The sequence below is a fragment of the Nocardia sp. NPDC001965 genome (assembly GCF_053594175.1).
Map to the genome: position 1 here is coordinate 95,684 of NZ_JBSFDZ010000005.1, position 23,752 is coordinate 119,435.

Genomic DNA, 23,752 nt, shown 5'->3' on the forward strand with positions numbered 1-23,752 from the left:
CGGTCATGACCTTGGGAAGCACAATGGTGGAGCGCACAGCATCCGGCGCGGATACCCAGCCGTTCGTCGTCGGCCTCGGCGGGACGTTGCGGGCGAACTCCTCGACCGAACGGGCGTTACGCCACTGCCTGGACGAGGTCGAGAAACGCGGCGGCCGGACCGCCCTGTTCAGCGGCCCGGATATCGACCTGCCGATGTACAACCCGCACGATCCGGCCCGCACTCCGCAGGCCGTCGCGCTGGTGGAAGCATTGCGTGCCGCCAACGCGGTCATCGTCGGATCGCCCGGATACCACGGCGCGATCTCCGGGCTGGTGAAGAACGCCCTCGACTATGTCGAGGATATGCGCGCCGATCCCACGGTCTACCTGGACAACAAGCCGTGGGGCTGTATCACCTGCGCCTACGGCTGGCAGGCCGCCGTCGGCACGCTCGGCCAGTTGCGCGGGATCGGGCACGCGCTGCGCGCCTGGCCCACCCCGATCGGGGTCGCGATCAATTCCGCGGACAAGATCTGGGACGAGGCCGGCGCGCTGACCGACCCCGGTGTACAGGGGCAGCTCGAGCTGCTGGCCGCGCAGGTGCTCACCACCGCCAAAACCATCGGCGGCACAGCTTGATGCGATATTCCCGTCTCCACTTCGGGCTCGGCGGTCTGTATACCGACCGATCGCCGGACTCGGTCCTCGTGCTCGAGAGGAACAGCCCATGAGTGATTACGCGCACCGCACGCTCGTGGTCGACGGGCTGCACACGCATTTTCTGGAGGCGGGTGCCGGTGAACCCGTCGTACTGTTGCACGGCGGGGAATTCGGGGCGAGTGCCGAAATCGGCTGGGAACACACCATCGGCGCGCTCGCGCAGCGGTATCACGTGATCGCCCCGGATATGCTCGGGTTCGGCGAATCGGCGAAAGCCATCGATTTCACCGACGGCCGTGGAATGCGGATACGGCATATCGCGCGGCTCTGCGCCCTGCTCGGGATCGAATCCGCTTATTTCGTGCGCAATTCCATGGGTGCCGTGAATCTGCTGGCCGATACCACCGCCGAGAATCCGGTCCTACCGGTTCGTGCCATGGTCACCCTCTGCGGCGGCGGGCAGATCCGGGCCGGCGAGCATATGCAGGCCCTCTACGATTTCGACGCCACCCTGCCCGCCATGCGCAGGATCGTCACCGCGCTCTTCGCCGCACCCGCGTATCCGGCCGACGAGGACTATGTGCGGCGGCGGTTCGAATCGGCGACGGCCCCGGGCGCCTGGGAGGCGATCGCGGCCGCCCGGTTCCGGCGGCCCGGTGCCCCGCCACCACCCGGCCCGGGGGACCGGCCGTTCGAACGGATCCGGGTCCCGGTCCTGGTGGTCGAGGGCGGCGCCGACAAACTCCTGCCGCCGGGTTGGGCGGCCGATATCGCCGCGCGGATCCCGGATGCCCGCTCTGCGGTCGTCGACGATGCCGGGCACTGTCCACAGCTGGAACGCCCCGACGCGGTCAACGCCCTGCTCCTGGACTTCCTGGACCGGCAGTCCCGTAGTGCGCCGGCGCCGGACTACGCGCGCAGCGGATGAGTCGCGGGCGTCCCGGGGCGAGCGCGCGGGATCGGACTACGGAATGTCGTGAGGAAAGGAAATTCAGCGTATGGGCAACGAGTTGACGGGCAAGGTCGCCGTGGTGACCGGTGGCGCGACCGGCCTGGGCACCGCCATGGTCGAGCGGTTCGTTGCCGAGGGCGCCCGGGTGGTCGTCGGAGATATCGACGTCGAGCGCGGCACCGCCGTGGCGCAGCGTTGCGGTGCGCTCTTCCAGCGCACCGATGTCGGGGAGCAGGATCAGATCGCCGCTCTCGTCGATCTCGCGGTCCAGCGGTTCGGCGGCCTGCACATCATGTGCAACAACGCCGGGATCTCCGGGACGATGCACAAGAGCATCCTGTCCGACGATTTCGGCGACTTCCACCGGGTGATGTCGGTCAATGTGCTCGGTGTGATGGCCGGGACCCGACAAGCCGCGCGGTATATGTCGGAGCACGGCGGCGGTTCGATCATCAACCTCTCCTCGGTGGGCGGGGTCCAGGCCGGGGGCGGGGTGATGACCTACCGCGCGTCCAAGGCGGCGGTCATCCACTTCACGAAATCGGCGGCAATCGAATTGGCGCAGTACGAAATTCGCGTCAACTGCATCGCACCGGGCAATATCCCCACCGACCTGCTGGCAAAGGCTTCCACCACCATGTCACCGGAGAAGGCCGAGCGGATGACCCGGGCCATGCGGGAGATGATGAACCAGGACCGGCCGCTACCGCGTGAGGGTACGCCCGAGGACGTCGCCGAAGCGGCCGTCTACTTCGCGGGCGACCGATCCCGTTATCTGACCGGGACGGTGCTGACCGTGGACGGCGGCACCACCGCCGGTAAACCGCTGCGCGCCCGGAAATCCGACGTGGCGGCAAACGGTTCCGCCGCGGCCCCCGCGGGGTCGTCCTGAACCGGCCGACTCCCGAGAACCCCACGCCAGGAGAGAGAACGTCATGAAAGTGACTGTCGAACAAGGGAAATGCATTGCCGCCGGGCATTGCGTGATGGCGGCGGACGCGGTCTTCGATCAACGCGAGGACGACGGCATCGTCGTGCTGCTGGACGAGAACCCGCCGGACGAACTCGCCGACGAGGTGCGCGAGGCCGCCGCCGTCTGCCCCGCCATGGCCATCCACGTCCACGAGGAGTAGCAGTGTCGAATACTTCCGGGTCCGAGACCCACACCGGAACCGTCCTGAACTATCCGCTGGACCGGGCTCCCGGCTGCCCGTTCGCGCCGCCGCCGGAAGTCCTGGGACTGGTGACCGATGCCCCGCTCAGCCGGGTCCGTATCTGGGACGGCAGTACGCCGTGGCTGGTCACCGGGTACACCGAGCTGAAATCGCTGATGTCCGATCCGCGGATCAGCGTCGAGGACCACCACCCCGGCTTCCCGCATTGGAACGAGGGCATGCTCGACCTGGTGAACCACCGGGCCAAATCGGTGTTCAACACCGACGGGGAGGAGCACAGCCGGTTCCGCCGGATGATGACCAAACCCTTCACGGTGAAGCGCGTCGATGCCCTGCGTCCGGCGATCCAGCAGATCACCGACGACCATATCGACGCGATCCTCGCCGGTCCGCAGCCCGCCGACCTGGTCGAGGCGCTGGCGCTGCCGGTGCCGTCGCTGGTGATCAGCGAAATGCTGGGTGTGCCCTACGAGGATCACGAATTCTTCCAGCAGCACGCGACGACCGGGGTCTCGCGCTACGCCACCAAGGAGGAGTCGACGCAGGGCCGGGTCGGTCTGGCCCGCTATCTGATCGACCTGATCAAGGCCAAGATGGAGAACCCGGCCGAGGATATGGTCACCGAACTCGCCGAACGGGTGACCGCGGGCGAGATCTCCATGAAAGAGGCCGCCCAGATCGGTACCGGGGTCCTCATCGCCGGCCACGAGACCAGCGCGAATATGATCTCGCTCGGCACTCTCGCCCTGCTCGAGAATCCCGATCAGCTGGCGCTGCTGCGCGATACCGAAGATCCCAAGGTCGTCGGAGGCGCCGTCGAGGAATTGTTGCGCTATCTGAGCATCATCCAGAACGGTCAGCGTCGGGTGGCGCTCGACGATATCGAGATCGGCGGGCACACCATCAAGGCCGGTGAAGGCGTGATCATCGACCTCGCCCCGGCCAACTGGGACCCGAACCAGTTCCCCGAGCCCGACAAACTCGACCTGACCCGTCCCGCCCGGCGCCACGTCGGCTTCGGTTTCGGCCCGCATCAGTGCGTCGGTCAGCAGTTGGCTCGGGTCGAACTGCAGATCGTCTTCACCACCCTGCTGCGGCGGATTCCGACGATGCGCCTGGCGATTCCGATCGAAGACGTCGAATTCAAACACGACAAGCTGGCCTACGGCGTGTACCGCCTACCCGTGACGTGGTGACCACGCCGCACGATTCCGGAGAGGAGACCGACCTGTGACGACCAGCGCGCCCAGCGACGTTTACTACGACCCCTACGATGTCGAGCTCAACGCCGACCCGTATCCCATGTTCAAGCGGCTCCGCGACGAGCGGCCGCTCTACTACAACGAGACCCACGATTTCTTCGCGATCAGCCGTTTCGCCGATGTGAACGCCGCGCTGATCGACAAGGACACCTTCAGTTCGGCGCGCGGCGCGATCATCGAACTCATCAAGGCGAATATCGAGATCCCACCGGGGGTGTTGATCTTCGAGGATCCGCCGATCCACACCATGCACCGCAAACTGCTGTCTCGGATGTTCACTCCGCGCAAGATCTCCGCGCTGGAGGAGAAGGTGCGTGAATTCTGTCGGCGCAGCCTCGACCCGCTCGTCGGTACCGGGCGGATCGATTTCATCGCCGATCTGGGCGCACAGATGCCGATGCGCACCATCGGCATGCTGCTCGGTATCCCGGAAGAGGATCAGGAAGCCGTCCGGGATTTCGCCGACGACCAGATGCGCACCGAAGAGGGCAAACCGATGGAGGTCTCGACGGAGAGCCTGGCCAGCGGTGAACTCTTCGAGAAGTACGTCGACTGGCGCGCCGAGAACCCGTCCGACGACATCATCTCCGAACTGCTCGATGTGGAGTTCGAGGACGAGACCGGCACTCTGCGCCACCTCACCCGGGCCGAGATCCTCACCTACATCAATGTGGTGTCCGGCGCCGGTAACGAGACCACCACCCGGCTCATCGGCTGGGCGGGCAAGGTCCTCTCCGAGCACCCCGACCAGCGCCGCGAACTCGTCCGCAACCCGTCGCTGATACCGGCCGCCATCGAGGAACTGCTGCGCTACGAACCACCGGCGCCGCATGTCGCGCGCTACGTCACCCGGGATATCGAATTCCACGGCACGACGGTGCCCGCGGGTAGCGCCATGATGATGCTCATCGGCGCCGCCAACCGCGACCACCGGCAATTCGCCCCCGACGGGGACGTTTTCGATATCCACCGGGAGAGCAAGCCGCATCTGGCCTTCAGCGTGGGTACCCATTTCTGCATGGGTTCGGCACTGGCGAGGTTGGAGGGCCGGATCGCGCTGGAGGAGATCCTGAAGCGTTTTCCGGAGTGGGAGGCCGACGCTACGAACGCCGAACTCTCACCGACCTCCACGGTGCGCGGCTGGGAGTCCATGCCGGCGACCTTCTGAGCGGCAACCGGCGGCCGAGGCGGCCTGGTCGAGCCGTGCTGCCCGGCCGCGAGAGGTCGGCCGGTGAGTACTTTCCGTTTCTCTTGTCCGGCCGCTCGACCTCCATCCATGGCCCATGGGCTGCGCGGCGGACTCGCGCCATCGCTCGGTGTTTCAGAGGGTTTTCATGTGCCGTTCGAGCACGGTGAGAATTGTTGCGCGGTCGACGGAACCGTGCGGCGTGACCGCGTCCAGCGACAGACCTGAGACCAGTGCGGCGAGATGCGCGGCCGCGGCAGCCGGATCGGCCGTCCCGGTCGCGGCCACCGCCTCGGTCAGTACCTGCCGCACGTCGGCGGCCATCTGCTCGACTACCGGCGCGAACGCCGGGTCGAGCCGGGAGGCGGCGATCACCTCCAGCAGGACGACCGCCTCGCGGTGGCGTTCTTCGTCCAGCGGTACCAGTTCCGCGAGCACGGTGAGCAGGTGGCGGCGGGCGGCTACGCGGTCCGCGTTTCCGGGCGCGGGATGGCGGACGAGGCGCTGTCCCATCCGATCACCGACCTCGGTTGCCACGGCCACGATCAGTGTTTCGTGGTCGGTGAAGTAGTGCCGCACCGACCCGACGTTCAGGCCCGCTTCCACCGCGACCTTCCGGAAAGTGGCCGCGGCGATACCGCCGCGCACGATCAGGCGCAGCGCGGCGTCGACGATATGGCGGCGGCGCGCCTCGGCATCTACTCGGACCGGCACCGCCACAGTCTAGAAAATCGGTTCATTTTTGTATCACTGTCGTGATACAAAACGGTCGCTGATACCGACCGTGTGGAAAGGACCGATCATGGACGAGGCCGCGGCGATCGCCGCCAACCGGGCGAACTGGGACGACCGCGCCGAGGTCCACCGGCGTTCGCGGATGTACGACGTCGATGCCTTCGTGGGCGATACCGAACGAATCTCATCGGTGGTGCGCAACGATCTGGCGGTGCTGGCCGCGTATCTGCCGGAATCCGGGGTGCGGGGCCGGTCGCTGTTGCATCTGCAGTGCCATATCGGCATCGACACGCTCTCCTGGGCCCGCCTGGGCGCGACAGAGGTGCACGGGCTCGACTTCTCGCCCAACTCGCTGGGCCACGCCGCGCGCATCGCGCGGGCCGCCGGTCATGAGATCACCTTCGTGGAAGGCGACGCACGATTCGCATCGACCGTGCTGGACAGGCGGTTCGACCTCGTCGTCACCAGCGCGGGAACGATCGTATGGCTACCCGAGCTGGAGGACTGGGCGCGATCGATCCACGACCTCCTCGAACCCGGTGGTGTATTCCTGATCCGCGACGACCATCCGATCCTCGGGTCCATGGAATTCGAGCCCTGGGAGATCACCGACGACTACCTGGGTGGCGGTGGCCGGCGCACCTATATCGAATCGGGCAGCTACACCGAGGATTCGGCCGGGCAGATCGCGCACGACACTGTGTCCGAGTGGCGGCACGGCCTGGGCGACGTGGTCGGCGCGCTGCTGCGGGCCGGGCTGCGGATCGCCGCGGTCGAGGAACTGCCGATCATGGACTGGCCGGCCTTCCCTGATCTCGTACCGGGTCCGCGGGGATGGACGCTGCCACCCGGGGCACCGCGGATTCCGCTGAACTTCGCCGTCGTCGCCACGCGTCCGGCTTGAAATCCGCGCAGCGGGATGGTTGGGCCGGGCACGATCAATCCGCTGACACCGGCCGCGACGGACAGGTCGTGCCGCCGGGCGCGGCCGCGGCGGCCGGGGGCCTCGTCGCCTCCTCTCTACGCTGGGCTGATGTTCTTCATCTTCGGTTTCGGTACCAAACGGCAGAACCGCGGTCCGGGTGGAACACGGACCTGCTCTCGATGCCACAACACGACACAGTGGCTGCGGGTGCGGGAGTTCAAGCAGTTCACGGTGTTCTTCGTACCGGTCGCGCGCTGGCAGCGCCGGTCGCTGGAAGTGTGCGGTATCTGCGGGACCGCGATCGAGGCCTGAGTGGCGGCAGCGTCACGTCCGAGCGGGGCGGTGGTGAATCCGGCGGCCGCCCCGTTCGACAGCGGTGGTTCGCTAGCGGATGCCGGACTTCCACCGACCGTCTAGTCTGCTTTTCGCGGCGCGGGTGCCGCGGAGCGAGGTGTGCAATGGGTGAGAAGAATCGGCAGTGGGTCCTGGTCCGGCGACCGGCGGGTGACAACTATCCGGACGCGGTGGAACTACTGGACAGCGAAACCCCGGAATTGTCCGGCGGCGATGTGCTGATCCGCAATATCTACTTCTCGCTCGATGCCGGCACCCGGATGTGGATGGGGCCCCGGGAGGATTCCTACTCACCGCCGACGCCGCTCGGATCACCGGTCATCAGCACCGTCCTCGGTGAGGTGATCGACTCCCGGCATCCCGACTACCGGGCCGGTGATCTGGTCCGGGCCTACGGCCAATGGGCCGATTACTCGGTCGCTCGGCCGGACGAGGTCTATGTGGAGCGAGTCAGCCGCTCGCTCGACGATCCGCGTCAACACCTCGGCGTTTTCGGAGCCAACGGCTGGACCGCGTACCTCGGCGTACTCGAATACGGAGCAGCGCGGCCGGGGGAGAATTTCGTCGTCTCGGCGGCGTCCGGGGTGACCGGTGCGCTGGCCGGGCAGATCGCGGCCGCACACGGTTGCCGGGTCGTCGGGATCACCGGTTCGCCGGAGAAATGTGCCCGGCTCACCGGGGAATTCGGCTTCGACGCGGCCATCGATCGTCGTGCCGGCGATCTGGATGCGGCCCTGCGCGAAGCATGTCCGGACGGTGTCGATGTGTACTTCGACAATGTCGGCGGCGATGTACTCGATACGGTGCTCGGCAATATGGCGCTGTTCGGCCGGGTCGCCGTGTGCGGTCTGCTCACCCAGTACGGTCTCGACGAATCCGGGCCGGGACCGCGGCGATTCGACCAGATCCTCATGAAGCGGCTCACCATGCGGGGCTTCTTCTCGCCCGATTTCTACCACCGCGGTCCGGATCTGAATCGCCGGATGCTGCCCTGGTACGAACAGGGCCGGTTGCGGATGTCTTTCGATGTGACTGCGGGTCTGGAGAACACCCTGGACGCCTACGCACGTCTGTTCACAGGCGATAAGGTAGGGAAATCGCTGGTGCAGGTCGGCGAACTGAATTCGTGAGTCCGTGGCCGCGTGAGCTTTCGGTGCTCCCCGTGGTCGTCCGGCTTGCCGAGGCAGACTGAACCGTATTCCACCACTCGGTCCGGATCTGCCCGGACCGGCCGCCCTCGGGCTCAGTCCAGGAACATATCCGGAACGGGGTTCTCGCTGCCCCCGTAGGCGCTGATATCGACACGTCCGGACTCGATCAGCGCCTGGGCGTCGATAAAGCAGTTGCCGGTGTGGAACCGGGCCTCCCGGGACAGGATCTCGGCCGCCGCGTCGCCCATGATCCGTGGATCCCTGGACCGTTCCAGCAGGTCCGCGCCATCGGGTAGATTCGCCACCGCCGAGGTGGCGATATAGGTCTGCGGCCACAGGCAGTTCGCGGCGATACCGGCGTCGGCGTACTCCGCCGCCCAGCCGAGGGTCAGTAGGGTCATCCCGTACTTCGAGAGGGTGTAGGAGGGGTGGGCGCCGAGCCAGCGGGGACTGGTGTTCAGTGGCGGCGCGACGGTCAGGATGTGCGGATTCGGGGCCTGCCGCAGATGCGGTAGGCAGGCCCGGGTCAGCAGGAATGTGCCGCGCAGATTGATCTGTTGCATCAGATCGAACTTCTTGGCCGAGAGTTTCTCGGTGGGGTCGGTGGCGATGGCGCTCGCGTTGTTCACGCAGTAATCGATGCGCCCGAACCGTTCCAGCGCGGTATCGACGAGTCGCGCGACATCCTCCTCCACCCGGACATCGCCGACCACTGCGGCTGCTTTCCCGCCCGCCGCCTCGATCTCGGCGACCGCGGTGTGCACGGTCCCCGGCAGCCTCGGATGCGGTTCGGCCGTTTTGGCCAGCAGGACCACGTTCGCGCCGCGGCGGGCGGCCGACAGGGCCACGGCGAGCCCGATGCCCCGGCTGGCTCCGGAGATCACCAGGGTCCGGTCGGTGAAGATCTGTTCGGTCGGCATGTCACTCCCGGTCGATTATGCGTTCGCGCGAAGCGGTATTGGCATTCTCATTTTCTGCAAGTATCGTATTCAACGATGAACGACGCAGTCCATACCTCCTCGGGTATCCCGCTCGATCCGGTCTACGGACCGGACCACCGGCGTACCGAACCGCCCGCGCCCGGCGCGTTTCCGTTCACCCGGGGCAACTACGCCACCGGATACCGGGGACGGCTGTGGACCTTCCGGCAGTACTCGGGCTTCGGCACCGCCGAAGAGTCCAACCGTCGCTACCGCTATCTGCTCGAGCAGGGCGGCACCGGCCTGTCGGTCGCGCTCGATCTGCCCACCCAGTGCGGATACGACTCCGACGATCCCGAAGTGGGGGAGGAAGTGGGCCGGGTCGGCGTCGCCGTCGACACCCTCGCCGATGCCGAGATCCTGTTCGACGCCATCCCCCTGGACAAGATCAGCACCAGCTTCACCATCAACGGCACGGCCGCGATCCTGCTCGCGTTCTATGTCGCCGCGGCGGAGAAGAAGGGGGTGCCCCGGGAGAAACTCACCGGCACCATCCAGAACGACATCCTGAAGGAATACGCCTCGCGCGGCACCTGGATCTGGCCCCCGCAACCTTCGCTGCGGCTCATCGCCGACACCATCGAATTCTGTGCGGCCGAGGTCCCGCGGTTCAACGCGATCTCGGTGGCGGGTGCGCATTTCCGCGACGCCGGCGCGACCGCGGTGCAGGAGATGGCATTCACCCTGGCCGACGGTGTCACCTACTGCGACACCGTCGTCGAACGCGGGCGGATGAGTATCGAGAAGTTCGCGCCGCAGATCTCGTTCTTCTTCTACACCCACGGCGATTTCTTCGAGGAGATCGCCAAATACCGGGCCGGCCGGCGGCGGTGGGCGACCATCGTGCGCGAACGCTACGGCGCGACCTCGGACAAGGCCTCGATGTTCCGTTTCGGCTGTGTCGCCGGCGGCGCCTCCCTGTATGCCCCGCAGGCACAGAACAATCTGGTCCGGATCGCCTACGAGGCGATGGCGGCGGTACTCGGTGGAGTGCAGTCGATGTTCACCGCGGCCTGGGACGAACCGTTCGCGCTGCCCAGCGAGGAATCGGCGACCATGGCGCTGCGCACCCAGCAGATCCTCGCCTACGAGACCGGGGTGACCCGGGTGGCCGACCCGCTCGGCGGCTCGTATTTCGTGGAAGCGCTCACCGATAAGACCGAAGCGGCGATCCAGGAGATCATGAGCGACCTGGAGAACCGCGGCGGGATGGTCCGGGCCATCGAGGACGGCTATCTACAGGGCCTGATCGCCGACGAAGCCTACAAACTGCACCAGGAGATCGAATCCGGCGTCAAACCGGTGGTCGGGGTGAACAAGTTCCTCTCCGATGAACCCGCTCCCGAGATCTCCACCTACGAGCTCGACGCCGAGGGCCGCGAAAAACAGTTGAAACGGCTGGCCAAGGTCAAGGCCGAACGGGATTCCGCCGCGGTGCGCGACACGCTGGCCGCGCTGTCCCGGGCCGCCGAAGGAGACGAGAACCTGATGCACCGTCTGGTCGACTGCGCCAACGCCTACTGCACGGTGGGCGAGATGACCGCCGCGCTCAAATCGGTGTGGGGCGAATTCCAGCAGCCGGTGGTGTTCTGATGACCGCGCGCGTACTGGTCGCCAAACCCGGACTGGACGGGCACGACCGCGGTGCCAAAATCGTCGCCCGCACCCTGCGCGATGCCGGATTCGAAGTGGTGTACACCGGGATCCGGCAGCGGATCGAGGACATCGTCTCCATCGCGGTCCAGGAAGATGTCGCGGTCGTCGGGCTCAGCATCCTGTCCGGAGCCCATGTGGCACTGACGAAACGGGTGGTCGACGCACTCCGTGCCGCCGACGCCGCCGATATCGCGGTCGTGGTCGGCGGCACCATCCCGCAGAGCGATATCGAAAAGCTCCGCGAGGCCGGCGCCGCCGCAGTGTTCCCGACCGGGACCGCGCTGGATGTGCTGGTCACCGAGATGCGGGCGCTCACCGGAACACCGGAGCCGCCCACCGCCTGACCCCCGGACGCCGTGTCGTCCGGGCCCGGAGCCGCCGCCACGGCGGAAGGCGGCTCCACCCGAATCATGAGAGTGGAGGAATCGTGCGGATCGGTGTGATGATCGGACCCGAGCGCGGCGATACCGCGCGCAAGGCCGCCCGGATGATCGACGACATCCGTTGGGCCGAAGCGGCCGGGATGGACACGGCCTGGATCCCGCAGATCCCCACGGATTTCGACGCGCTGATCACCGTGGCACTGCTGGGCTCGGTGACCGAGCGGATCGAAATCGGTACCGCGGTCGTTCCGCTGCAGGCGCAGCATCCGATCGCCCTGGCCCGGCAGGCGATATCCGCGCACGCGGTGGCCGGTGGGCGGCTCGCGCTGGGCGTCGGGCCGTCGCATCACTGGATCGTGCAGGACATGCTCGGGCTGCCCTACGAGAAACCGGCCGCCTACACCCGCGACTACCTGGAGGTCCTGAATCCGGCGCTGCACGGTCCGGGCACGGTCGAGGTCTCGAACGGGAGCTTCACCGTGCGCAATCCGCTCGACCTCGGACCGGTGGCACCTCTGCCGGTGCTGTTGGCGGCGCTGGGCCCGGTCATGCTGCGGATCGCCGGCGAACACGCCGACGGCACCATTCTGTGGATGGCCGACGAACGCGCCATCGCCGACCATATCGCCCCCCGGATCACCAAGGCCGCCGCGGACGCCGGTCGCGGTGCCCCGCGCATCGTCGCCGGACTACCCATCTGCCTGTGCGCGAACGCCGATATCGACACCGCCCGCGAACGCGCCAACCGGATCCTCGGCGAGGCCGAGGTGTCGCCGAACTACCAGAGATTGCTGGAACAGGGCGACGCCCGCGATATCGGCGATCTCTGCATCGCCGGTGACGAGGACACCATCGCCGCCGGCCTGCGCCGGTATGCCGAAGCCGGCGCAACCGACCTGTCCGTCCGCCTGCTGCCCATCGGTGACAACCGCGACGAACTGATCGCCTCGAAACGACGCACCCGCGAGATGATCGCGGAGATCGCGAAGGAGCTTCGCTGATGCGGTACCTCCGCCTACGCTGCGGCCTCCGCGGATCGAATGATTTCGACTCGAGGGAGGTTTTGTGATTGTGATATTTCCGCACGCTGCATGTACCTACTCGGAGGGAGTTGCCGTGATGCGGTACCTCCGCCTACGCTGCGGCCTCCGCGGATCGAATGATTTCGACTCGAGGGAGGTTTTGTGATTGCGATTCTTCCGCACGCTGCATGTACCTACCTGGAGGGAGTTGCCGTGATGCGGTACCTCCGCCTACGCCGCGGCCGCTGCGGATCGGATGCACCCGATACCGAGGAGCTGTCATGAGTTCGGGGCCGCTGGCCGGGATTCGGGTGCTGGAGGTCGGCACCATGCTGGCCGGTCCCTACGCCACCATGATGCTGGCCGATCTGGGTGCCGAGGTGGTGAAACTCGAACCGCCCGGCGGCGATATCTCGCGTAAGGTCGGCGATTCCTATTTCGCCAGCCTCAACCGCGGCAAACGCAGTATCTGCATGGACCTGACGGCCGAGTCCGGGCAGCGGCGGCTCGGCGAGCTGGCCGCGCAGTCGCATGCGCTGTTGGTGAACCTGAAACCCTCGGCCATCCGCAAACTCGGGCTCACCTATGAGGCACTGCGCTGCCACAACGACCGCATCGTCTGTGTCGCACTCACCGGTTTCGGCCTGCACAACGGTGACGACCCCGCCTTCGACTACGTCGTGCAGGCGGCCACCGGAGTTGCTGCCCTCACCGGCGACCCGGCCGGTCCCCCCACGCTGCCCGGATACTCCTCCGCCGACAACTCCACCGGCCTGACAGCGGCTCTCGGCCTGCTCGCCCAGATCGTGTCGGGACGGGGCGGCCAGATCGATGTCTCGCTGCGCGATGTGATGCTGTCGCAGCTGAATTATCACGCGGCTGCCTACCTCGACAACGGTGTCGAACCCCAGCGTCGCCCCAACGGTGCCCACTCGTACTACGTTCCGGCCCAGCTGTTCCCGACCGCCCAGGGCTATCTGGCCCTGTTCATCACCCACGACGGCTTCTGGAAACTCTTCGCCGGTGAAGCCGGGCTGGCCGGGTTCGCGACGATGGCCGAACGGGTGAGCAACCGGGAGGCCGTCCTCGGCCTGGTGACCGCCGTCCTGGCCACCGACACCGCGACGTCCTGGGAGGCGCGGCTGCGACCGCTCGGCGTCCCCGCCGCCGCGGTCCGCACGCTGCCCGAGGCGCTGGCGGCGACACCGGAGATGGTCGTCGAGGCCGGGGAGCACCGGCTCGTCGGCTCATCGATTCAGGTGGCGGGCTGGACCCCCGATTATCGGCCGCCGCCCCGCCTCGGCGAACACGACGAATCGGCTGGAGACGGTACGGCCGCATAGAGTCCGCCGCGCCGGAAGGCCCCGCACGGCCGTGAGGTGCGCGTCTTCCGGCGCCGGACTGCGTCCGAAGGCGAGCCGGATCCGGCCGGGGGACTGCGGGATTCACGAACAGGCGCAGTGGCGCCACCGCCTCGGCGCTGTGTGGGTCCCGCCCTACCCGCGATTTCGTCGCGGGTCCGGTGAGCTCCGTCCCATCGTGGCAAAGTCGCAGGTCCGACTCTGTCCACTGTTGGTGATGCGGTGCGCGGATCGGTACGGTTGCCGATGTTCGGTGGGGGTTCCGCGCGATGCGCACCTGTCCGAGCGCTGGGGTCTACTCGAACGAGGTGGAGAAATGCTCGACGGAGTCCGCGCGGCGGTATTGATGGCGGCCACGGTGGCGACCGGTCTGATGGCAGGTGTCTTCGGCATCTACGCCCTCGCGGTCATGCCCGGGTTGCGTACGACCGACGATCGCACGTTCATCGGTTCGTTCCAGGCGATCGACCGCGCGATCGTCAACCCGCTGTTCCTGGCCACCTTCATGGGTGCCCTGATCCTGTCCGTCGCAGCCGCGGTACTGAACCTCGGCGAGGGCTATCGCTCCGTATTGCTCTGGGCCGCTGTCGGGGCCGTGCTCTACCTGGTCGCGGTCGTGATCACGGTATCGGTGCATCTGCCGCTCAACGACGCGTTGAAGGCCGCCGGCGATCCGGCGCAGATGAGCGACCCGGCGGCGATCCGGGCGGCGTTCGCCGAGACACGGTGGGTGACCTGGAACATCGTGCGCACGGCGACCAGCGGGCTGGCCTTCGTGTCGTTGTCCTGGGCATTGGTGCAGTGGGGGCGGGTCCAGGCAGCAGCCTGATCCGCCACCCCTGGGCCTCGCAGGGCCGGTGCACTTCAGCAGGCTCGAGAGCAAGGGAACCGATCTGCTGCCGACGGCGTCTGATCTACTGAATCGCCGATCGACCTTGCGAGGAGTGGTATGACAAGCCGGTACAGGGCTGTTCGTGGCCCATTCGGACCGGGGTAGGCCCGGTTTGCGTAGCTTTCTCGTTGCCCTCGCCCGATCAGGGGTGATCGGTCCGCTGGCCAAGATCGCCGGCTGGCTGAGTGTCGCCGCAGCGGTGATGCTCGTTATCGCCTGGGTGGGTAACCCGTACGCCGACAAAGTGCCCGACGTATCGCAGGCGGCTCCGTCCTGGCGCCCCCCGGCTCCGGTGGAGTCACCGGCGGAACCACCGTTGCCGCCCGGATTTCCCTCTATGGCGTTTCCGCCGCCGCTCCCCGAGGTGCCCGCGGGGCAATCGAGGACTGTGCCGACCAGGTACGGGCTCGACTATTCCGTACCCGCGGGAGACGGCTGGCGCCCGTCCAACGGCCGGACCATCAGCTGGTCCGAAGGTGGCCGGACGATCGCGTCGTACGGAGCCGTGAGCGACTTCGGATACGGCTACTGTCCGGCGACCGATGGTTCGGCCTTGGCAAGAGTCGGTGTCAGGGGTCGCAACGGCATCGATATCGAGACCGCGGCCCGCGAAGCGGCCGCCCAAGCCGGCGCAATCTTCTCCGATGCTGCGGGCGCGCGTCCGAAGGTGGAGATCCGAGGCCCGGTACAGGCCGAAGTCGCCGGGCGCCCTGCCGTTCGATACACGGCGATGGTCAGCGGCATCACCCAGGAGTCCTCCTGTGACCCGAGCACCGCGCGCTTCGATGTCGTGGCGACATCGGCGTACGCCTCTGCCGAGGTGATGGTGCTGTTCCTGCAGCGTCACACCGGCGTACCGGATGCGCTGAGCGGGCACGACGCAGCAGCGATCCTGACTTCTCTGCGCACGACGAACCGATGATGGAAGGAAGGACGGATACATGGCGGAAACACTGGTAGCGGAGTCCGCGCAGATCGCCGGCCTGGGTAACGCCCTCGATGCCATCGGCGGCGACGCCAAAGCCATCGCCGATTTCGTCGGCACGCACTGTACGGTCAGCCCCGAGGGGCTCGGCGGGGCGATACTCGAGCCGCTGACCATGCCGTTCGCTCACGCGGCAGGGGTTTTCCGAACCCGGATGGCAGGTATCGGCAACACCACCGCGAACAGCGGCGATGAGCTGAACCGCACCGCCTGGATGTACCACGACCAGGACAAGAAAACCTATGAGGCGCTCAACGCGGCCACCACGAACCTGATCACCGGGCAGGGTGTGTCCCTCGACGCCGATCGAGAGAACGCCGGCCTGGTCACGGATTACCCCGACCCGGTCGCCTACCCGAAACCCAACGAGATCAAGCTGGATCCGCCTTCGGCCGCACCACCGGAACTCGCGGACCTGATCGCGGAGACCACCGGCGTCGTCGGCGATGTCAACGAGGCGGTCAAGAACGTCACCAGGATGGCGGGCAGCGAGGTCAACATCCTGGAGATGGTCGTCTCCCGCATCACCGCGAACTGGAACGAGCTGCGCCGGATCGGTGAAACCTACAAGGTCGCCGGTAATGCGATGGAGAGTTCCGCCGCGAACCTCGAGGACGCGGTGCGCCGAGTCGGTCCGCACTGGGACGGCAGAGCGGCCATCGCCTTCGAGACGTGGGCGGGCAGCCAGGTCGCGGCTATGAAGTGGGAGGGCCCCGTGGGCCGGGTCATCTCCGACCTGCTCACCCTGGTCGCGGACAAGATTCGCGACGGTGTCCGCCGGGCCTGCGAGAAACTGCGTGACTTCGTCGTCTCCTTCGTGGACTTCCGCAGCACGAAACAGGTCTTCAAGGCCATCGTCAAGAAGATCCCCGGAATCGGGACGGCGCTCGAGATCGCCGATATGGCCCGGAAGATCTGGAATATCGTCGATCTCGTCAACACGATCATCAACGAGATCGAGGATGTGCGTAATCGCACCAAGGAATTCCTGGAGTGGCTCGGCAATCCGGTCGGTAAGGGTAAGGATTGGGTCACCCAGAAGCTCGAGCCGATCACCAGCCGCGTCGACGATGCCGCCCGGCGGACTGCCCTGGTGAACGATGTCGCGAAGATAGCCCGAGCCGAGGACACTCTGAACCGGCCGAAAGAAGCCTATGAGGTGGGTTCCGGGGGCGCGCCGTGGGAGGACGCGGTATGACCGTCTTTCGGTGGAGTTCGGTGACAGGCTCAGGCGATACCCGTGTTCGATGACCCGAATCTGGATCCCGGCGTGGAATCCATGGCCCGGCGCGTTCTTGCCGCGGCGGAACGGCTCGAGTCGGCGAGCCTGCGCGTAGAGCGCGCCGTCCTCGATGATCTCTGGAGTGAACCGGTTCCGGTCACCGAGGAGTTCATGGCGTCGCTGGCGGCGATGCGGAACGCCTCGCCGGAACTGCGGCAGTACAGTGCGCGCGTCGAGGCGGGCGAATGCCGCTGGCCGGATATCGAGCAATTCGCGCGCCCGACGCCGCCGGAAATCGCGGAGCTGAAGAATTCACCCTCCTATGTCTGGAAATGGGGTGCACCTGCATTCGCGCCGCAGACTCCGGCGCCCTCGCCGGCCGTACGCCGGGACGACAACGTGGTGGGGCCGAGTGATTGGCCCGACGATTTCGACGACTATCCAGAACAGAGGACTTGGCTGCAATGAGAAGAACATTGGTGACGGCACTACTCGCTGGAGTCGTCGCGGCGACGAGTACCGCCTGCGGTGGCGCCGATGGCACAGCCGAAACGTCGCCCGTCGCCCGTCCCTGTGATATCCCCGCTGCAGCCCTGACCGAAGCGGGAATCACGCCGCAACCGTTGATGACCGAGCCTTTCGGGACCGAATTCGCCGGCTGGGAAGGCTGTATCTGGAAATCCACCGCCGGGTGGTACGACGCGGCCGTCTACTTCGCACCGACCTCGCTGGACGAGTTCCAGCAGGACCCGCGTTACCGGGATTACCGGGCAGTGGGGCCCGCCACTGTCGGTGACCGCACGGCGGTCGAATTCGGTGACGCACTCGACCCGGAACGGAAGGAGCGCTGCTATTTCGGTGTGGGACTCCAACAGGGGATGGCACTCATCTGGTCGCGTCTGCCGGTCGGGCCGGGTGGAGGCGCGGCAGGCGGCGATATCTGTGCGGAGGGGGAGCGGATTGCCGGGGCGTTGAGCCCCTACCTGCCCGAATAGCGGTATGCCGCCGCATCCGCAGTGCTCGTCGCCGATCGGTCCAGCGGCTGCGGTGTTGTCGGTGGGTCGCGTGGGAGGAACGGGGATCGTAGGGTCGGCGGCGGGGGCGACCGGTTCCCGGTTCGGTGTGGAATGCCGGTGTCGGGAGGTCGTGATGGCCGCTGTTCGGTCGGTCCGGGGGATTCTGTGCGGTGTGAGGGGTGCCCTGCTGGTCATGGGGTGTGGTTCAGAGAGCGGGGTCGGCGTCTTCGGTGACCACTACGACCGGATTGCCGATTGCCGCGGAGGCTCCGCAGTACAAGGCAGCCCACAGTTCCATTCTGCAAGTAGCAGTGGACGAGCGAGACACACAGCGCCTCATCGAGGCGACAGCGAGGGAGTATCGGGCATGAATATCGACCTGTCCGGCGCTGCGTGGTTCAAGAGCAGCCGTAGCGCCAGCGGGAAAGACTGCGTCGAGGTGGCCCACCTGCAGCTCGGGATGGTGGGTGTGCGGGATTCCAAGAACCCCACCGGCCCGGCCCTGGTTTTCGGTCCAGGGGAGTGGGACATCTTCACCGCTGGTCTGCGCGCGGGTGGGCTGGGGACGGCGGGCTGAGTACCTCGGCGTACCCGAACACACCGACCACACGCCCGCCATGTGGCCGAAGTGTGGTCGGTTGTACGTCGTATCGGCCGGTTCATCCCGGAGGGACGGATTTCAATTCGAGGTGAGCACGGCACCTTCGTCCGCAGGCTGTACGACCCGACTGCGGGCACATGGCAGCTGGACTGACTACCGCGGGTTCCGCTGGTGAGTCCGTATCGGAGTGGAGTGTCTTCCCCGCCCCTTTCAACATATATCGCACCGGGGGACTTGCGGCAAGGCCCGGGGAATGGCGCAGAATAACCGGCCGAAGGCCAGGAACTGCGAAAATGCGGTGTGCGGAGCGGGTGAGCGCCTGGCGGAAGTCCGAACTCTCGGTGGATGGGGTGGCTCGTGTTCGATGTGATCGTTGCCGGTGGTGGACCGACCGGTCTGATGCTGGCCGGGGAGCTGCGCCTGCACGGTGTGCGTGTGCTCGTCCTGGAAAGGGATGTCGAGCCGCCCGCGTTCGTCCGTTCGCTGGGTCTGCATGTGCGCAGTATCGAAGTACTGGATCAGCGTGGTCTGCTGGAGCGGTTTCTCGCGCGCGGCCGTAAGCATCCGCTCGGCGGTTTCTTCGCCGGTATCGCCAAGGCGTCGCCCGATGGGCTGGACACCGCGCACGCTTATGTCCTCGGTATTCCGCAGACCGTCACCGAGCCGCTGCTGGCCGAACATGCCACCGAGCTCGGTGCGGAGATCCGGCGCGGCAGCGAGGTGAGCGGGCTGAGCCAGGACGAGCACGGGGTGGCGGTCGAGCTGGCCGACGGTTCGCGGTTGCGGGCGCGTTACCTCGTGGGTTGTGACGGCGGGCGCAGTACGGTGCGCAAACTGCTCGGTGTCGATTTCCCGGGCGAGCCGTCCCGGCACGACACGCTGGTGGGTGAGATGGCCGCGACCGCGGATCCGGCCGCGATCGCCGCCACGGTGGCCGAGATCCGCAGGACGCAATTGCGATTCGGTCTGGGGCCGCTCGGCGACGGGATGTATCGCGTCGTCGTGCCCGCCGCCGACGTGGTCGACGACCGTTCGGTCGCACCGACGCTCGAGGAGTTCGCGCGGCAGCTGCGGGCCTTCGCCGATACCGATTTCGGTGTGCATTCGCCGCGGTGGCTGTCCCGCTTCGGCGACGCCACCCGGCTGGCCGAGCGGTATCGAGTCGGACGGGTGCTGCTGGCCGGGGACGCGGCGCACGTCCACCCACCGATGGGCGGCCAGGGACTCAACCTCGGCATCCAGGACGCGTTCAACCTCGGCTGGAAACTGGCTGCCGAGATCGACGGCTGGGCGCCGGAGAAGTTGCTGGACAGCTACGAGAGCGAACGTCGGCCCGTCGCCGCCGACGTGCTCGACAACACCCGTGCGCAGGCGGAGCTGATGTCCACCGAACCCGGTCCGCAGGCGGTGCGGCGGCTGCTGTCGGAATTGATGGACTTCGAAGAAGTGAACCGCTATCTCGTCGAGAAGATCGTCGCGATCGGTATCCGCTACGAATTCGGCGCGGGTCACGAACTGCTGGGCCGGCGCCTGCGCGATGTGCGGTTGGGGCGAGGCCGTCTCTACGAGCTGATGCACGCCGGTCGCGGGCTGCTCCTCGATTCGACCGGCCGGCTGTCGGTCGCCGGGTGGACGGACCGGATCGACCACGTCGTCGACATCAGCGAGGAGCTCGACCTGCCCGCCGTGCTGCTGCGCCCCGACGGTCACGTGGCCTGGGTCGGCGATCAGCAGCTGGATCTGCTCGCGCACCTGCCGCGCTGGTTCGGCGCCGCCGATACGCGTCGAACGGTGCGGTAACCCGTTCCGGCGAGATCCGGCCGTCGCGGTGGGCGGGTGATGAGCAGCGACCGGCGGCGGTGTCGAACCGCCCAGTCCGGCCACTTCCCACGCCGCGGGCCGGTGCGGACGACCGCGCTCCCGTCCACGACGATGCCGGTTGTCGGCGGGGTGTCCTACCATCGCCGAATGTCGTTCACCCTGCGCCAATGGCCCACCGATACTGCCGAACCCGAGCCGGAAGCCTCGGTGCGGCATACGCCGGTAGCGCACCGAGAGCTTCTCGGTCCCTGGACATTCGAGATCCGCAGCGCTGTTCCGCTGTCCCCGGTCGACTGTGAACGGATCATCGCCGCCGTCGTTTCCCCGGACGGGGGCGAACCGGACCGCGAGAGCATCACAGCCGATACGGCCGCGCGGGCGGAAGCGGATCTCACCGAAGCGCTCGGCACGGGGCGCAGTCTGGACGACCATCTCGAAGAGGATGCGTCGCTGTTCATCCGGACCGCCTTCGGTGACGACGATGCGTGGCGGGTCGTGGCCGCATTGGCGATGGCGCCCGGCGCGGGCGCGGAATCCGAATTCGTTGCCACGCTGACCTGCATCGATAATCCGGAAAACGAGGGCTTGTCGATCGAGGCACTGTTGGCGAAGATCGGTGACCGGCCGATCCACTACGTCTTCCTCGCCGATACCGTCACCCTCACCGACCCCGAACATCCGATCCTCGCCGTCGACACCGGCCCGGAGGAGACCGGTCACGAACCCGGCCGGACGGTCCGAATCATCCCGGCGGAGATGTGGGGCATCGAAAACAATCTGTCCATCGCCAATATGGACTTTCAGGACTTCGCCGACGCCGCAGACGCGGACGGTGTGTTCCGCGGATTTTCCTGAGAGCCCGCGGCGGCCGCGATCGAAGTTACAGCCGCTGCATCTCGCTGCGGCGAAACCTCAGTTCACGTTCCACTTTTCGAACCGGAGAGCCGGTGAAAGGGAGCCGGCCGTAGTCGACGGCCTCCGCAGCGCGTAGTGCGACGGCGCGTGCGGAAGCCGCGCCACGGTCGGGTAGGCCGATCTCGGCGGCGAAGCCGATCCAATCGCGTGCTTTCAGCTTGCGGGTTCGGCCGCCTATCGGCAGTGCCATCGAATCATCGTCGTAGATCAATGTGCTGGGGATGTCGTATATCGGCGCGATTGCCCATCGGTTGTCCGGAGCTTCGAGCACACCGAGGTTCTTGCCGTGTAGATCCCCGTTCCCGGTGAGCCAGGCGAACAAGAATTGCAGGTACAGGTTTCGTACGGCGACGCGCGGTGCGTGCACCACGGCGGCGAGCGCGCGGACGACCTCTATCGCGTCCACTGTGTACTTTCCCGCGGGCGGAATTCCCATCACCTGTGTGGCGTCTTCGAACGCCAGCCGAGTCCATTCGCCGCCCTGCTCGACACGATCGAACCGTCGCACCAGCAATCCGGGCGTGCCTACGCGGTCGGTGATCGACTGCGCGGCGGCGACGGGAAGTTTGAGCAACCGAGCGGCCTCGAGGTGAAGGGCTTCGTTTTCCGCCAGATGCGGAAACCCGTCCTGCGAGAGTTTCAGGATGAACCGTCCGAAACCGGCTGCGAGGGGCGTGCTGATCATGGATGTGCTGGCCTTTTGCTGCACCCCCGGCAGCGCATGCGGGTCGACCTTCTCCACCAAGGCAGTGAAGTCCAGGTCCGCAGGGGACTCGCCGCTGGCGAGTGCCGGAACCTCGATCAGAGGTTCTCCATGAGGTATCACCTGCACGTCCCCAGGTGCGTCGGCGCCGACCGCGAGTAACAGGGTGAGTTCGTCGTTCAGGCCGGTTTTCACCGCCCGTCGCAGTACCGACAGCCGGTGTCCTTCGGGGAGCAAGCCCGCGAAGTAGGCCGGCAGGCTTCCTCCGAAAGTGCGGATCGGTTCGTCGGTCAGTGGCAGTGTGGTGGAGATCGGTCGTTCGGACGCAGTCGAATATTCGGGAAGGTAGCGGAACTCGAGTGTTCCGTCGGTGCCCTTCGTGATCGTCGCCGCTCGCCGACCGGACTTGTAGACATCCGCGGCGGTAACAGTGCGGAGGCGGGTCAGGTCTCTCATCCGTGGAGCTCCAGTGTGAGACCGAGGACGTCTGCGACCTCGGCAACAGTCCCGATCCCGGTTGTCCCGGTCCCGTGCTCGATATCGCGGACCGTGCGGGTCGATGTTGCGGCGAGATCAGCGAGCTGCTCCTGAGTGAGCCGATACCGTCGGCGGGCAGCACGAATATCGGCGCCGATACGCTGCACCCGATTCATACAAGCCTCCTATCCGGCAGAATGCTGCCGAAATAGCCGATAAGTAGTTCGAAGAGTACGACATCTTCTTCGAATCGGCAATATATTGCCGATTTGCTGTGGCTGCTGGATGTCGAGGTCGGCGTGTCTGCATTTTCGGCAGTATTCTGCCGAAATATACTTGCCCGGTTTTCCTGACTCGGTTGCGAGGCTTGGGTGCTGGGATCGCGGACCGGCCCGGGAGCTCGGCCGACCGGTCGGGGCGCGATGAATTCTCGGCCCGGGAGCCGTCGTCACCGGTATGTCGACGCATACTCTCGAAACCGCCGGTGCCGATATCGTCTACGACGTGCACGGCCCGGTGCCCACCGCCGGGGGACGGCCGCCGCTGTTCATGATCGGCCAGCCCATGGAGGCGGCCGGCTTCCGGGCGCTTGCCGGGTATTTTCCCGACCGCACCGTCGTCACCTATGACCCGCGGGGCATCGGCCGCAGTACCCGTACGGACGGGCGCGTCGATCATGAGCCGGAGGTCCAAGCCGAGGACGTGCATGCTGTTGTCGAAGCGCTCGGCGCCGGTCCCGTCGAGATATTCGCGAGCAGTGGTGGTGCGGTGACCGCGCTCGCGCTCCTGGCTGCCCACCCCGGCGACGTGATCACTCTGGTGGCGCACGAACCGCCGCTGATCTCGGTGCTGCCCGATGCCGCGGCGGCCGAACGCGCGCGCGTGGCTGTGCGTGACATATACGAGGCGAAGGGCTTCGGTGCCGGGATGGCGGCCTTCGTCGCGATGACTTCCTGGGCGGGCGAATTCACCGACGAGTACTTCGCGCAACCGGCCGCCGACCCCGCCCTGTTCGGGATGCCCACCGAGGACGACGGTTCGCGAGACGACCCACTGCTGTCGGATCGCTCGCGGGCGGTCACCGGCTATCGGCCCGACCTCACCGCAACGGTCGCCGGGGCGACCCGCATCGTCATCGCGGTGGGAGCGGAAACCGGGAATACCCTCACCGGCCGCACCGCGGTGGCCACGGCCGAATTGCTCGGTCAGCGGGCGACCGTGTTCCCCAGCCATCACGGCGGCTTCCTCGACGGAGAATTCGGGTACGCGGGGCAACCCGAGGAATTCGCTCGCCGGCTGCGGGAGGTTCTGGACGATCAGGGGTGAGCCGGTAGCGC

26 protein-coding genes are annotated in these 23,752 nt (G+C 66.7%); 22 read left to right on the forward strand and 4 right to left on the reverse strand.

Annotated features, from left to right (window positions below; genetic code table 11):
* The first annotated feature begins 5 nt into the window (after positions 1–5).
* The 6 genes from ACWCPQ_RS10625 (at position 6) to ACWCPQ_RS10650 (ending at position 5,198) form a co-directional block, all read left to right on the forward strand.
* A complete protein-coding gene (locus ACWCPQ_RS10625) occupies positions 6–620 on the forward strand; it encodes an NADPH-dependent FMN reductase (protein WP_449896995.1) in 615 nt (204 codons plus the stop codon).
* Between the two features lie 88 nt (positions 621–708).
* Positions 709–1,569, forward strand: coding sequence for an alpha/beta fold hydrolase (locus ACWCPQ_RS10630; RefSeq protein ID WP_449896997.1), 861 nt, complete (start codon positions 709–711; stop codon positions 1,567–1,569).
* A 70-nt stretch (positions 1,570–1,639) separates the two neighbouring features.
* Positions 1,640–2,485, forward strand: coding sequence for an SDR family NAD(P)-dependent oxidoreductase (locus ACWCPQ_RS10635; protein WP_449896999.1), 846 nt, complete (start codon positions 1,640–1,642; stop codon positions 2,483–2,485).
* Between the two features lie 43 nt (positions 2,486–2,528).
* Positions 2,529–2,726 (forward strand): ferredoxin, encoded by a 198-nt coding sequence (locus ACWCPQ_RS10640; RefSeq protein WP_030521171.1) that lies wholly within the window; start codon positions 2,529–2,531, stop codon positions 2,724–2,726.
* Positions 2,727–2,728: 2 nt separating this feature from the next.
* Positions 2,729–3,964 carry a cytochrome P450 gene (locus ACWCPQ_RS10645; protein ID WP_449897001.1) on the forward strand — a complete coding sequence of 412 codons (1,236 nt, stop codon included), beginning with the start codon at positions 2,729–2,731 and terminating at the stop codon, positions 3,962–3,964.
* A 34-nt stretch (positions 3,965–3,998) separates the two neighbouring features.
* The gene (locus ACWCPQ_RS10650; RefSeq protein ID WP_449897003.1) at positions 3,999–5,198 is read left to right on the forward strand and encodes a cytochrome P450; all 1,200 of its coding nucleotides are present in this window, start codon (positions 3,999–4,001) and stop codon (positions 5,196–5,198) included.
* Between the two features lie 153 nt (positions 5,199–5,351).
* Here the strand turns inward: ACWCPQ_RS10650 and ACWCPQ_RS10655 are convergent, their stop codons facing one another.
* Positions 5,352–5,930 carry a TetR/AcrR family transcriptional regulator gene (locus ACWCPQ_RS10655; protein ID WP_449897005.1) on the reverse strand — a complete coding sequence of 193 codons (579 nt, stop codon included), beginning with the start codon at positions 5,928–5,930 and terminating at the stop codon, positions 5,352–5,354.
* Between the two features lie 88 nt (positions 5,931–6,018).
* On the opposite strand from ACWCPQ_RS10655, the gene ACWCPQ_RS10660 reads away from it, so the two are divergent.
* The 3 genes from ACWCPQ_RS10660 to ACWCPQ_RS10670 all read left to right on the forward strand — a co-directional run bounded on the left by ACWCPQ_RS10660 (position 6,019) and on the right by ACWCPQ_RS10670 (position 8,360).
* Positions 6,019–6,855, forward strand: coding sequence for a class I SAM-dependent methyltransferase (locus ACWCPQ_RS10660; protein WP_449897007.1), 837 nt, complete (start codon positions 6,019–6,021; stop codon positions 6,853–6,855).
* A 129-nt stretch (positions 6,856–6,984) separates the two neighbouring features.
* Positions 6,985–7,188, forward strand: a complete 204-nt coding sequence (locus tag ACWCPQ_RS10665) for a zinc-ribbon domain-containing protein (protein ID WP_449897009.1) — start codon at positions 6,985–6,987, stop codon at positions 7,186–7,188.
* Between the two features lie 146 nt (positions 7,189–7,334).
* Positions 7,335–8,360 carry an NADP-dependent oxidoreductase gene (locus tag ACWCPQ_RS10670; RefSeq protein WP_449897010.1) on the forward strand — a complete coding sequence of 342 codons (1,026 nt, stop codon included), beginning with the start codon at positions 7,335–7,337 and terminating at the stop codon, positions 8,358–8,360.
* A gap of 113 nt (positions 8,361–8,473) precedes the next feature.
* On the opposite strand, the gene ACWCPQ_RS10675 is transcribed toward ACWCPQ_RS10670, so the two are convergent.
* Positions 8,474–9,301 carry an SDR family oxidoreductase gene (locus ACWCPQ_RS10675; RefSeq protein WP_449897012.1) on the reverse strand — a complete coding sequence of 276 codons (828 nt, stop codon included), beginning with the start codon at positions 9,299–9,301 and terminating at the stop codon, positions 8,474–8,476.
* A 75-nt stretch (positions 9,302–9,376) separates the two neighbouring features.
* Here ACWCPQ_RS10675 and ACWCPQ_RS10680 point away from each other — a divergent pair, with 75 nt between their 5' ends.
* The 12 genes from ACWCPQ_RS10680 to ACWCPQ_RS10735 all read left to right on the forward strand — a co-directional run bounded on the left by ACWCPQ_RS10680 (position 9,377) and on the right by ACWCPQ_RS10735 (position 21,175).
* On the forward strand, positions 9,377–10,954 hold the full coding sequence (locus tag ACWCPQ_RS10680; RefSeq protein ID WP_449897014.1) for a methylmalonyl-CoA mutase family protein: 1,578 nt from the start codon (positions 9,377–9,379) through the stop codon (positions 10,952–10,954).
* Entirely contained in the window at positions 10,954–11,361 is a 408-nt protein-coding gene (locus tag ACWCPQ_RS10685; RefSeq protein ID WP_449897015.1) for a cobalamin-dependent protein, read from the forward strand. Before ACWCPQ_RS10680 ends, ACWCPQ_RS10685 begins: the two co-directional genes overlap by 1 nt.
* An 83-nt stretch (positions 11,362–11,444) precedes the next feature.
* Positions 11,445–12,401 carry an LLM class F420-dependent oxidoreductase gene (locus ACWCPQ_RS10690; protein WP_449897017.1) on the forward strand — a complete coding sequence of 319 codons (957 nt, stop codon included), beginning with the start codon at positions 11,445–11,447 and terminating at the stop codon, positions 12,399–12,401.
* Positions 12,402–12,703: 302 nt separating this feature from the next.
* Positions 12,704–13,765, forward strand: a complete 1,062-nt coding sequence (locus ACWCPQ_RS10695; RefSeq protein WP_449897018.1) for a CaiB/BaiF CoA transferase family protein — start codon at positions 12,704–12,706, stop codon at positions 13,763–13,765.
* A gap of 334 nt (positions 13,766–14,099) precedes the next feature.
* Positions 14,100–14,612 carry an anthrone oxygenase family protein gene (locus ACWCPQ_RS10700; protein WP_449897020.1) on the forward strand — a complete coding sequence of 171 codons (513 nt, stop codon included), beginning with the start codon at positions 14,100–14,102 and terminating at the stop codon, positions 14,610–14,612.
* Between the two features lie 568 nt (positions 14,613–15,180).
* Positions 15,181–15,597, forward strand: coding sequence for a hypothetical protein (locus ACWCPQ_RS10705; protein ID WP_449897021.1), 417 nt, complete (start codon positions 15,181–15,183; stop codon positions 15,595–15,597).
* Between the two features lie 19 nt (positions 15,598–15,616).
* Positions 15,617–16,858, forward strand: coding sequence for a hypothetical protein (locus ACWCPQ_RS10710; RefSeq protein ID WP_449897023.1), 1,242 nt, complete (start codon positions 15,617–15,619; stop codon positions 16,856–16,858).
* A gap of 42 nt (positions 16,859–16,900) precedes the next feature.
* Positions 16,901–17,350 carry a hypothetical protein gene (locus ACWCPQ_RS10715; protein ID WP_449897024.1) on the forward strand — a complete coding sequence of 150 codons (450 nt, stop codon included), beginning with the start codon at positions 16,901–16,903 and terminating at the stop codon, positions 17,348–17,350.
* Positions 17,347–17,877, forward strand: a complete 531-nt coding sequence (locus tag ACWCPQ_RS10720) for a DUF3558 family protein (protein WP_449897026.1) — start codon at positions 17,347–17,349, stop codon at positions 17,875–17,877. Before ACWCPQ_RS10715 ends, ACWCPQ_RS10720 begins: the two co-directional genes overlap by 4 nt.
* A gap of 388 nt (positions 17,878–18,265) precedes the next feature.
* Positions 18,266–18,475, forward strand: coding sequence for a DUF397 domain-containing protein (locus tag ACWCPQ_RS10725; RefSeq protein ID WP_449897028.1), 210 nt, complete (start codon positions 18,266–18,268; stop codon positions 18,473–18,475).
* Between the two features lie 381 nt (positions 18,476–18,856).
* Positions 18,857–20,299 (forward strand): rifampin monooxygenase, encoded by a 1,443-nt coding sequence (rox, locus tag ACWCPQ_RS10730; protein WP_449897364.1) that lies wholly within the window; start codon positions 18,857–18,859, stop codon positions 20,297–20,299.
* Between the two features lie 168 nt (positions 20,300–20,467).
* Positions 20,468–21,175, forward strand: coding sequence for a DUF6924 domain-containing protein (locus tag ACWCPQ_RS10735; protein ID WP_449897030.1), 708 nt, complete (start codon positions 20,468–20,470; stop codon positions 21,173–21,175).
* A gap of 25 nt (positions 21,176–21,200) precedes the next feature.
* Here ACWCPQ_RS10735 and ACWCPQ_RS10740 read toward each other — a convergent pair whose 3' ends face one another.
* Together ACWCPQ_RS10740 and ACWCPQ_RS10745 are read right to left on the reverse strand one after the other, a co-directional pair.
* Complete coding sequence (locus ACWCPQ_RS10740; RefSeq protein WP_449897031.1) at positions 21,201–22,394, reverse strand: type II toxin-antitoxin system HipA family toxin; 1,194 nt, start codon at positions 22,392–22,394, stop codon at positions 21,201–21,203.
* Positions 22,391–22,591 carry a helix-turn-helix domain-containing protein gene (locus ACWCPQ_RS10745; protein ID WP_449897032.1) on the reverse strand — a complete coding sequence of 67 codons (201 nt, stop codon included), beginning with the start codon at positions 22,589–22,591 and terminating at the stop codon, positions 22,391–22,393. Before ACWCPQ_RS10745 ends, ACWCPQ_RS10740 begins: the two co-directional genes overlap by 4 nt.
* A 280-nt stretch (positions 22,592–22,871) precedes the next feature.
* Here ACWCPQ_RS10745 and ACWCPQ_RS10750 point away from each other — a divergent pair, with 280 nt between their 5' ends.
* Positions 22,872–23,741 (forward strand): alpha/beta fold hydrolase, encoded by an 870-nt coding sequence (locus ACWCPQ_RS10750; protein WP_449897034.1) that lies wholly within the window; start codon positions 22,872–22,874, stop codon positions 23,739–23,741.
* Positions 23,742–23,752: the final 11 nt, after the last annotated feature.

What these genes read in the sequence shown, in the direction of transcription:
- ACWCPQ_RS10740 (WP_449897031.1), bottom strand. Translation starts at nt 22,394, where the DNA reads ATGAGAGACCTGACCCGCCTCCGCACTGTTACCGCCGCGGATGTCTAC.
- ACWCPQ_RS10665 (WP_449897009.1), top strand. Translation starts at nt 6,985, where the DNA reads ATGTTCTTCATCTTCGGTTTCGGTACCAAACGGCAGAACCGCGGTCCG.
- ACWCPQ_RS10725 (WP_449897028.1), top strand. Translation starts at nt 18,266, where the DNA reads ATGAATATCGACCTGTCCGGCGCTGCGTGGTTCAAGAGCAGCCGTAGC.
- ACWCPQ_RS10680 (WP_449897014.1), top strand. Translation starts at nt 9,377, where the DNA reads ATGAACGACGCAGTCCATACCTCCTCGGGTATCCCGCTCGATCCGGTC.
- ACWCPQ_RS10745 (WP_449897032.1), bottom strand. Translation starts at nt 22,591, where the DNA reads ATGAATCGGGTGCAGCGTATCGGCGCCGATATTCGTGCTGCCCGCCGA.
- ACWCPQ_RS10640 (WP_030521171.1), top strand. Translation starts at nt 2,529, where the DNA reads ATGAAAGTGACTGTCGAACAAGGGAAATGCATTGCCGCCGGGCATTGC.
- ACWCPQ_RS10630 (WP_449896997.1), top strand. Translation starts at nt 709, where the DNA reads ATGAGTGATTACGCGCACCGCACGCTCGTGGTCGACGGGCTGCACACG.
- ACWCPQ_RS10720 (WP_449897026.1), top strand. Translation starts at nt 17,347, where the DNA reads ATGAGAAGAACATTGGTGACGGCACTACTCGCTGGAGTCGTCGCGGCG.
- ACWCPQ_RS10710 (WP_449897023.1), top strand. Translation starts at nt 15,617, where the DNA reads ATGGCGGAAACACTGGTAGCGGAGTCCGCGCAGATCGCCGGCCTGGGT.
- ACWCPQ_RS10700 (WP_449897020.1), top strand. Translation starts at nt 14,100, where the DNA reads ATGCTCGACGGAGTCCGCGCGGCGGTATTGATGGCGGCCACGGTGGCG.
- ACWCPQ_RS10635 (WP_449896999.1), top strand. Translation starts at nt 1,640, where the DNA reads ATGGGCAACGAGTTGACGGGCAAGGTCGCCGTGGTGACCGGTGGCGCG.
- ACWCPQ_RS10685 (WP_449897015.1), top strand. Translation starts at nt 10,954, where the DNA reads ATGACCGCGCGCGTACTGGTCGCCAAACCCGGACTGGACGGGCACGAC.
- ACWCPQ_RS10625 (WP_449896995.1), top strand. Translation starts at nt 6, where the DNA reads ATGACCTTGGGAAGCACAATGGTGGAGCGCACAGCATCCGGCGCGGAT.
- ACWCPQ_RS10750 (WP_449897034.1), top strand. Translation starts at nt 22,872, where the DNA reads ATGTCGACGCATACTCTCGAAACCGCCGGTGCCGATATCGTCTACGAC.
- ACWCPQ_RS10660 (WP_449897007.1), top strand. Translation starts at nt 6,019, where the DNA reads ATGGACGAGGCCGCGGCGATCGCCGCCAACCGGGCGAACTGGGACGAC.
- ACWCPQ_RS10695 (WP_449897018.1), top strand. Translation starts at nt 12,704, where the DNA reads ATGAGTTCGGGGCCGCTGGCCGGGATTCGGGTGCTGGAGGTCGGCACC.
- ACWCPQ_RS10670 (WP_449897010.1), top strand. Translation starts at nt 7,335, where the DNA reads ATGGGTGAGAAGAATCGGCAGTGGGTCCTGGTCCGGCGACCGGCGGGT.
- ACWCPQ_RS10735 (WP_449897030.1), top strand. Translation starts at nt 20,468, where the DNA reads ATGTCGTTCACCCTGCGCCAATGGCCCACCGATACTGCCGAACCCGAG.
- ACWCPQ_RS10675 (WP_449897012.1), bottom strand. Translation starts at nt 9,301, where the DNA reads ATGCCGACCGAACAGATCTTCACCGACCGGACCCTGGTGATCTCCGGA.